The sequence below is a fragment of the Bacillus sp. JJ864 genome (assembly GCF_036963045.1).
GTDB classification, from domain to species: Bacteria; Bacillota; Bacilli; order Bacillales; family Bacillaceae_G; genus Bacillus_A; species Bacillus_A pseudomycoides_C.
The window spans coordinates 5,475-14,475 of sequence record NZ_JBALLY010000171.1 but is presented as its reverse complement, the minus strand read 5'-3'; the positions used below and the strand labels follow the sequence as shown (position 1 = coordinate 14,475).

The following is a 9,001-nucleotide window of genomic DNA, read 5'->3' as shown; positions in this document are numbered from 1 at the left end:
ATGTATTACAGTATAAATAATTATGAATTAGCTTAGCTAAGACCGTTGAAAAAGTTTCAATTGTTTCATATAATCAATAGCCTTCGTTTTATTCTTTTGTTCAGAAACATATTCTGCTTCGTTTTTAAATCTATAAAAATTATTAAAACTTTCCTCTGATAGAACGCCTTCAGAAATCGCCTTTTCAACCGCACAGTCAGGCTCAGTTGTATGAGTGCAGTCAGAAAACTTACATCTCAAAGATAATTTTAATATATCTTCAAATCCATTATCTAAGTCTTCTACAGAATCAATTATTTCAAATACCTTTTTATTAAAATTCATTTTCCAACTCCTCTTGCTTATATTTTTAAATATTAAAAATATTTATTATATTATATTACATTTAATTTTAAAATATCAACTTATACTAAACAAATCCATTCAATTAAGACACTTGTTAGTTGAACAAGCTTTGCCTATCGACCTCAATACGTTCCTTTCATATTTTATACATCATAGACTACTTTTCTAAACACTAAATACGTAGTAGATAATATAAAAAGAAGAGGAACTATGCTCTCATATTTGACATAGTATCCTCTTCTAAATATAGTACGTTTAATGATATTCTCTTTTTATGTAGAGATTTCAAGTTTATTGCAACTTACGTGAAAATAACATGCTTCCTATAATATAAGCAATAAGTGCTAAACAGACTGGAAATACGACCGTATGAACACCAAAAGGATTAGGGAGAAACAAATGGAACCCCATATATGAACCTACCCCAACAACAATAGAAGCAAGTGCCCCGGCAGCATTCCCTTTTCTCCAATACAGCCCAAGTACAAGCGGCCAAATAAATGCTGCTTCTAAACCGCCAAAAGAAAATAAATTTAACCAAATTAAAAAGTCAGGTGGTTTAATCGCTGCAGCATAGACAAGCAATCCAACAATCGCTGTAATCCAAAGCGTTCCCCTTTTTACAGTTTGATCCGCAGCATTTTCGTTTATGTAATTTACATAAATATCTTTAATAATGGAAGAACTCACAAGTAACAACAATGAGTTCACCGTCGACATAATAGCTGCCATTGGAGCTGCTAAGAAAATACCAGCAAGCCAAGGCGGCAATACTTTCATCGCAAGCAACGGCATTACTTTATCCGGTACATCCACTCCTGGTAAAACGACACGTGCGAATACACCTGTTAAATGCATGCCAATCATAATTGTACCAACAACAACAGTGCCAATAATTAAAGCTTGATGCATCGCTTTTGAATTTTTATACGACATAGCACGTACGCTAATTTGCGGCAAACCAACAACTCCCACACCAATTAAAATCCAAAATGAAGACACATAAACTTTTGTCAAGCTACCATCCGCCCCAAACGGTGTAATTAGATTGGGATTAATTTGTACAAGCTCTTGCATGATATTTGAAACACCACCGCCTGCAACAATTGTACCAATTAAAATAATTGCCGTACCAATTAACATAATAAGACCGAGTATTGTATCTGAAAGCGCAACAGCACGAAAGCCACCAATCAAAACATAAACAAGTACAAAAAACGTAAAAAGAAATAAAGACGTTGTATATGACATACCTGTTAATGATTCAATTAATCTTCCGCCGCCAACCCACTGCGCAACAGTTGCTGAAAACAAGAAGATAATAATACATAATGCCGATAAAATAACAACAGCTTTATTATTATATCTTCCTTTCAAGTAATCAATTAACGTAACAGCTTCCATTTTCCTTGCAATAATCGCAAATTTCTTTCCAAGTACAGTTAATACAATGTAACCCGTTACAACTTGAATAGACGCCAACAATACCCAGCCAAGGCCTGTATTATAGGCAATTCCAGGCCCACCAATAAAGCTACTTGCACTTCCGTACGTCGCAATCATCGTCATTGCTAATAATAATCCACCAAGTTCGCGGCCACCGAGAAAATACTCTTGCAAAAATTTGTTATGTGCGGTCGCTTGCACACGTCTTGATGCATATACACCAATTAAAAATACAACAACAAAAGATAACATCATTGGAATAATTACATACCAGTTCATTTTCTTTCCTCACTCTTTTCTTCCTCATCAAACGAAACATCTTGAAAGACGAAACGAACAACAAAGACAATAAGTAAAACCATTACAATAAATCCTACTATACAACTATAAAAGAACCAAGCTGGGAATCCTAATATGTATGTATACTCTTTTGGGTTACCACTACCTAATCCATATGCAAAACCGTACCATATCAGAAAGTTGATAACAGCAAGTCCAATTCCAATCCATGCTTCACGATGTGCAATGCGAAAACGCGGATCTTCATGATGTCGATTCATTTCTATCCCCTCCTTCCACGATGTATTATTGTAACATTCTTTGTATAGTTTTTCCTACAAAAAAACAAAATGAACATCTTTCACAAAAAAAGATTGGGCTTCCATAAAAAATTACATATATAAATCTACTTTGATTTTTTAACACATAGATTGCAGCTATGCAGAATACAACATGCTAGCTACTAGCCTGCTCCTTTTGTTTCAAACTTGGCATGTGGCAGGAATAGGCCCTGATCGCTCCTATGCGCGGCCAGACGTTCTTGTCCCCCCCTAAAAAAAGAGGTTTTATGTCAGTTTTTCAATTTGCATTTACATATTTTTAACAATTATAACAGAATTAAAGATTGAAATTTCTGATTCTTTAAGTTACGATTGAAATTAGATGTCATTCACCTAGTTTATCTTACACCTCCGCCTTTATTTGGAATAAACGTAGCATTTTGCTGCGTTTACATTATATATTTTTAAGGGGGTTATACAATGAGTCAACTAGCTGTGAACCTTCATGAAAAAGTAGAGAAATTTTTACAAGGAACAAAAAAGTTATATGTAAATGGAGACTTTATTGAAAGCGCTTCAGGAAAAACATTTAAAACACCAAATCCAGCAACTGGCGATACATTAGCCGTTGTATATGAAGGCAGTCGTGAAGATATTCATAAAGCTGTCATGGCAGCACGCCTGGCATTTGATGAAGGTCCATGGTCACGTATGAGCGGCGCTGATCGCAGCCGTCTCATGTACAAGCTTGCTGATTTAATGGAAAAACATAAAGACGAACTTGCACAACTTGAAACATTAGATAACGGAAAACCAATTCAAGAAACAACAACTGCAGATATCCCTCTTGCAATTGAACATATGCGTTATTATGCTGGCTGGGCAACAAAATTAGTTGGTCAAACAATTCCTGTTTCAGGAGATTTTTTAAATTATACACGCCATGAACCAGTTGGTGTTGTTGGTCAAATTATTCCATGGAACTTCCCGCTTTTAATGGCGATGTGGAAACTGGGAGCAGCACTAGCAACTGGATGTACTGTCGTACTAAAACCTGCCGAGCAAACTCCTCTTTCTGCACTATATTTAGCTGAACTAATTGAAGAAGTTGGATTTCCAAAAGGTGTTATTAACATTGTACCTGGATACGGAGAAACAGCTGGTCAAGCCCTTGTCAGTCACCCTCTTGTCGATAAAATTGCTTTCACAGGCTCAACTGAAGTTGGAAAACACATTATGAAAGAAGCCTCTCAATCTTTAAAACGCGTGACATTAGAGCTTGGGGGTAAATCGCCAAACATTATATTACCTGATGCTGATTTATCTCGGGCCATTCCAGCTGCACTTTCAGGCGTTATGTTTAATCAAGGACAAGTATGCTGCGCCGGGTCTCGCCTATTCATTCCAAAGAAAATGTATGATAATGTTGTAGCAGATCTTGCTTTATATTCAAAAAGCTTAACACAAGGTGCTGGATTAGATCCACAAACTACCATTGGTCCACTTGTGTCAGAAGAACAACAAAATCGAGTTATGGGCTATATTGAAAAAGGAAAAAATGAAGGCGCAGAAATATTAGTTGGTGGAACAAAACCTTTCGAAAATGGTTATTACGTTTCTCCAACAATTTTCGCAGCTGTACAAGATGAAATGACGATTGCAAAAGAAGAAATTTTCGGTCCTGTCGTTGCTGCAATGCCCTTCGATGACATTGATGAAGTGATTGAACGTGCTAATAAATCAGCATATGGATTAGCAGCTGGCTTGTGGACTGAAAACATAAAAAATGCGCATTATGTTGCAAATAAATTACGAGCTGGAACGGTATGGGTAAACTGTTATAACGTCTTTGATGCAGCGTCTCCGTTTGGAGGATATAAACAATCAGGTCTTGGACGCGAAATGGGTTCTTATGCGTTAAATAACTATACAGAAGTAAAGAGCGTTTGGATCAACTTAAACTAGAAGAAAGGTCTTGCCAATTGGCAAGACCTTTCTTCTAGTTTAGTAAGATTAGTGAGCGTTCTCTATTAACCGCTCACATATTGAAAATTTAATTTATACTTGTAATCCCCCGCTTACATTTAACACTTCTCCAGTAATATATGAAGCAAAGTCTGATGCTAGAAAGGCAGCTGCATGCGCAATATCTTGCGGCATTCCGATTCGCCCTGCTGGAATGGCAGCAATCATCTTTCCCTTTACTTTGTCTGGTATAGATTTCGTCATATCAGTCTCCATAAATCCCGGACAAATTGCATTACATGTAACACCAAATCCAGCTGCTTCTTTTGATGCTGTTTTTGTTAGTCCAATTACCCCTGCTTTCGCCGCAGCGTAATTCGCTTGGCCGATATTCCCTTGCCAACTAATCGAAGAAATATTGATAATGCGGCCATATTGTTGCTTACGCATATGTAAAAGTGCTGGTTGCATACAGTTAAATACCCCTGTTACATTTACCTGTAGTACTTGTTCCCACGCTGTTTTCTCCATTTTATGCAGCATTGCATCTCGTGTAATCCCTGCATTATTTACTAAAATATGCAATGCACCGTATGTTTGAATGGCATACTCAATTAGCGATCTTGCATCTGTATGACTGCTTACATCACAAACATACGCCCTGACATCATATCCTTCCTGTAACAATTGGGTTGTTGCACTATTTAGGACTTCTTGATTCATATCACTTAGCAATACTTTCGCTCCTAAAGAGCCAAATACACGGGCAATTTCTTTTCCAATTCCTTGCGCCGCACCAGTGACAACAGCTGTTTTTCCCTCTAAAAAGTTCATTCTTCTTCCCCACTTTCCAATATATTTTCTATATATTTCGTCTTATGTATGTCATTTTCCTTTTTGTATAAAAAAGTCTATTTGTGTCACACTATAATTGCAACTTAACATAACACAAGGAGATTGTGTGAGATGAAGAAAAAGAATGTACAGCAAAACAAAGTATCTGACAGTATTGATGTTGAATTTTCTAGGGAGCTTGCTGATCAGGACGACTTAGAAGCACAAGCGCGTGCAGATGCTGCAGATGCACGTCAAAAACATCAACAAAGCAACAAAAAATAAACCGAGGAAATGTTCTCGGTTTATTTTTTGTATTTTTCCACATAATGCGCGAATGTTAATAAAGGAAATAAATGATGATAACTATGGTAGCGAATATAAAACTCTCCCGGAAGTCCTGTTCCAGTTGGATATTCAATATTGTGAAAAGAATGCTCTAACAAATAATTGATTCCGTTTTGAATACACGCTGTCTCTGTATCATGCACAGCAATGAGTGCATCTAGAGCCCATGCAGTTTGAGAAGGTGTACTAAAAGACGTGGAAATAAATCGTTTCTCCTTGCTGCTTCTGCACGATTCTCCCCAGCCGCCATCGCGATGTTGAATCACTTCTAACCAACGCACTGCTTTGTCTATTGCTGAGTGATTCTTTGGCAAACCGTTTGCCCGCAGGCCTGTTACAGCAGCCCATGTACCATATATGTAGCAAACTCCCCATTTCCCATACCAAGAACCATTTTGTTCTTGATTGCGTAGAAGCCACTGCACTGCCCGTTGTAAATCATACCTGTTTATTTCATTCGGTGCATGCGTTCCAAAAAATTCGAGTACCCTCCCTGTTATATCTGCTGTAGACGGATCGAGAATCATATCTTCTGCATTATCGAGCGGAAGATGCAGAAACATATTCTTATCAACATTCTTCTCAAATGCCCCCCAGCCCCCATCTTTGTTTTGCATTCCAAGAATCCAATGCATCCCTTTATCCCAAGCTCGTTTTACTTTCTTATCTTTCTTGGTGATTGCAGTAAGTGAACGCAATGCTGCTGTTGTATCATCACAATCTGGCACAATAGTATTCGTATCAGTAAACCCCCAGCCGCCAGGAGATAAAGAAGGTGCATGAACATGCCAATCCCCATAAGAAGTATGCTGCTTCTTTAATAAAAAGCGATTTGCTCGTTCAATCATCGCATCATCTTCTGACACATTTGCTTCTTGCAAAGCGTAACTTAAAAGAGCAGTATCCCACACTGTTGAAGGTGAGTTTTGTAAGTGGGCACCATTCTTTGTGTTCCATATGTACGACTGTAACCCTGATACAGCTTTCTCAATAATAGGAGAATGTATAGAATGACCGAGGGCAAGGAGGGCATAAATCATATAAAAAGTAGCGCTTGCATAAGTGTAAAGTGTTCCATTTCCTTCTATTCGTTCTAGCATAAAACGTTCCGCTGCTTTATATCCTTTATGGTGAAGTGTATATGGATACGAAATTAGCTTTTTTCCTTCAGATAATATGGTTTGCCAAACTGAAGAGCGTTTAGGATGAAACCAATTTGATTTATTTGCACCTACTATATGATTCAAATTAGGAATATCTATTTCATCTACTATAAATTTCTTATTTAAACAAATAATCGTAGGCACGAAATGGATACGAGCAGTATTACTCACCTCATACATACTAAACGGAGAATGATCCGGTAAAAAGAAAAAAGGCATCGGAAAATGAAACAATGTGGGATAATTGTATTGTCCATGAAGCGCTAATAAAAACTTTGTCATAAAATGAGCATTTGCAATTCCACCTTGTTCGATAATAAATTGTTCTGCCCGGCGCATTATTCTGTCTTCTTTCTTATATTGCAAAGAAGCTAGCAATGCAGCATAAATTTGAATAGTAGCTGAAAGGTTTCCATTTGGCTCATCTTCATACAACTTCCACGTTCCTTCATTCGCTTGTAAAGAAGTAAGCCTTGCTATAAACGGCTCTATTTCTTTTTCTTTTTTTAACATACGTAACAAGAAAATCATTGTGCAATCCGTAAGGGGGGCTCCTTCAAAACAAAAGCGCCATGTACCATCCCTTTGCTGCATCGTACGTAACGCTGTAACCTGTCGTTCCATTTCGTATTTTACTTTGTCATGCAATAGCATAGATATCCCCCCTTCTGTACTGAATCCATATACGATATTCAAACAAATACGTAAATATGCGCATAACAAAAAGCAAAGTAAGATTCATTTCTCACTTTGCTTACGAACAATAACAAATCGCAACAACAATTCCTAAAATTGCCCCGACTATGACTTGATATGGCGTATGCCCAACAAGTTCATTCAATTTTTTATACTCCATTTGTCTTCCATGAAAAAAATCATTTAAAATTTTCGCTTGTTTACTGACAGCAAGTCTCACGCCGGATGCATCATACATGACAATAATCGCAAAAATCGTCGCAATAGCAAATATAGAGCTCGAAAATCCTTCTTCAATTCCAATTGCGATTGCTAATGCTGTCACGGTGGAAGAATGAGAACTCGGCATTCCACCAGAAGCAAAAAACTGCGCAAAATCAAATTCTCTCTTTTTTACTAAGGTGATGATAACTTTTGCAAGTTGTGCTAAAAACCATGCAATCACTGCAGACATTAATGGGTTGTTATGTAAAATTGTTTCCATAATTCGCACCTCATCGCTTATAATGGAATATCCTTACTTTCATTATAAAGAAAACAGCATATATAATACTATGCCGTTTACGAAACTTTTGCAGATTTATTTTTTATAAATTTCGGCTGCTTATTTAACATAAATTTCGTTTTTGCTATCGAAAAGATAAATAACGCAATCCAAATAAAGAAAAATGCCGTCATGTGTGCAGTAGTAAAATGTTCATGAAAGACGAAAATTCCTAATACAAGGCTAATTGTCGGTGCAATATATTGTAAAAATCCGACCATTGATAATGGAATAAGCTTTGTACCTTTTGCAAAATATAAAAGCGGCAGTGCAGTAACAATACCCGCTCCCGCTAGAAGTAATGTCGATGTAATCGACACTGTCCCAAATGAACTAATCCCCTCAGCACCAAGCATTCCTAAATATACGAGAGCTATCGGTGTTACTAGCATCGTTTCCATTGTCAGCCCAATCATTGAATCATAATCCAATAATTTCTTTGATAAACCATATAACCCAAACGTACATGCTAACGAAATTGCAATCCACGGAATCGATCCATAACGAACCGTTAAAATTGCAACTCCAAATGCGGCTAACCCTACAGCAATGTATTGCCAAAAGTTGAGTTTTTCTTTTAAAACAAGCGTGCCAAGTAAAATACTAACAAGCGGATTAATATAATAGCCTAGACTTGCTTCGATGACATGGTTATGATTAACTGCCCATATGTACACAAACCAGTTCCCGCTAATTAATATAGAAGCAATAGTTAATGACATGAATAATTTAGGACGTTTAAACAGTTGTACAAACTCATTCGTAAATTGGCCAAAACGTTTAGAAATGAATAAAACGAATAACATAAAAACAAATGCCCAAACGATGCGATGAGCTAAAATTTCTTCTGCCGGAACTTTGTCTACCAATTTCCAATAAAGCGGTAGAATCCCCCACATCATATATGCACTTATCGCATATATCATCCCTTTTTTTTGCGCTTCCATTTGACTCTCCTCTTTTCTTTTTTCTTCATTATAAAATGTCCTTTTATCACTTTACAATTTTCTGCTACATAACTTTTTCATATAAAGTGAAACTTCTATCAGTGGGGGTTTTTTCCCTCCCCACTGATGGTTAGTTGAACCAATCGGGCTTTT

9 protein-coding genes are annotated in these 9,001 nt (G+C 37.0%); 2 read left to right on the top strand and 7 right to left on the bottom strand.

All coding sequences use genetic code 11. The features are described 5' to 3' along the window. Window positions 1-36: 36 nt before the first annotated feature. The 3 genes from V7024_RS21585 to V7024_RS21575 form a co-directional block, all read right to left on the bottom strand. Complete coding sequence (locus V7024_RS21585; RefSeq protein WP_335523753.1) at window positions 37-324, bottom strand: hypothetical protein; 288 nt, start codon at window positions 322-324, stop codon at window positions 37-39. A gap of 312 nt (window positions 325-636) precedes the next feature. After that, the gene (gene panF / locus V7024_RS21580; RefSeq protein ID WP_335523751.1) at window positions 637-2,070 is read right to left on the bottom strand and encodes a sodium/pantothenate symporter; all 1,434 of its coding nucleotides are present in this window, start codon (window positions 2,068-2,070) and stop codon (window positions 637-639) included. Beyond that, window positions 2,067-2,351 carry a YhdT family protein gene (locus tag V7024_RS21575; RefSeq protein ID WP_335523748.1) on the bottom strand — a complete coding sequence of 95 codons (285 nt, stop codon included), beginning with the start codon at window positions 2,349-2,351 and terminating at the stop codon, window positions 2,067-2,069. Before V7024_RS21575 ends, panF begins: the two co-directional genes overlap by 4 nt. Window positions 2,352-2,831: 480 nt before the next feature. Between V7024_RS21575 and V7024_RS21570 the strand changes: the two genes are divergently transcribed. Next, window positions 2,832-4,316 carry an aldehyde dehydrogenase family protein gene (locus V7024_RS21570; protein ID WP_335523745.1) on the top strand — a complete coding sequence of 495 codons (1,485 nt, stop codon included), beginning with the start codon at window positions 2,832-2,834 and terminating at the stop codon, window positions 4,314-4,316. 93 nt (window positions 4,317-4,409) lie between these two features. On the opposite strand, the gene fabG is transcribed toward V7024_RS21570, so the two are convergent. After that, entirely contained in the window at window positions 4,410-5,150 is a 741-nt protein-coding gene (gene fabG / locus V7024_RS21565; protein WP_335523742.1) for a 3-oxoacyl-ACP reductase FabG, read from the bottom strand. Window positions 5,151-5,282: 132 nt separating this feature from the next. Between fabG and V7024_RS21560 the strand changes: the two genes are divergently transcribed. After that, complete coding sequence (locus V7024_RS21560; RefSeq protein WP_335523740.1) at window positions 5,283-5,435, top strand: YfhD family protein; 153 nt, start codon at window positions 5,283-5,285, stop codon at window positions 5,433-5,435. A gap of 20 nt (window positions 5,436-5,455) precedes the next feature. Here V7024_RS21560 and shc read toward each other — a convergent pair whose 3' ends face one another. From shc to rarD, 3 genes are all read right to left on the bottom strand, one after another. Next, complete coding sequence (shc, locus tag V7024_RS21555; RefSeq protein WP_335523737.1) at window positions 5,456-7,315, bottom strand: squalene--hopene cyclase; 1,860 nt, start codon at window positions 7,313-7,315, stop codon at window positions 5,456-5,458. 100 nt (window positions 7,316-7,415) lie between these two features. Further along, entirely contained in the window at window positions 7,416-7,841 is a 426-nt protein-coding gene (locus V7024_RS21550; protein WP_335523735.1) for a divergent PAP2 family protein, read from the bottom strand. A 77-nt stretch (window positions 7,842-7,918) separates the two neighbouring features. Next, entirely contained in the window at window positions 7,919-8,848 is a 930-nt protein-coding gene (gene rarD / locus V7024_RS21545) for an EamA family transporter RarD (RefSeq protein WP_335523732.1), read from the bottom strand. Window positions 8,849-9,001 lie beyond the last annotated feature (153 nt).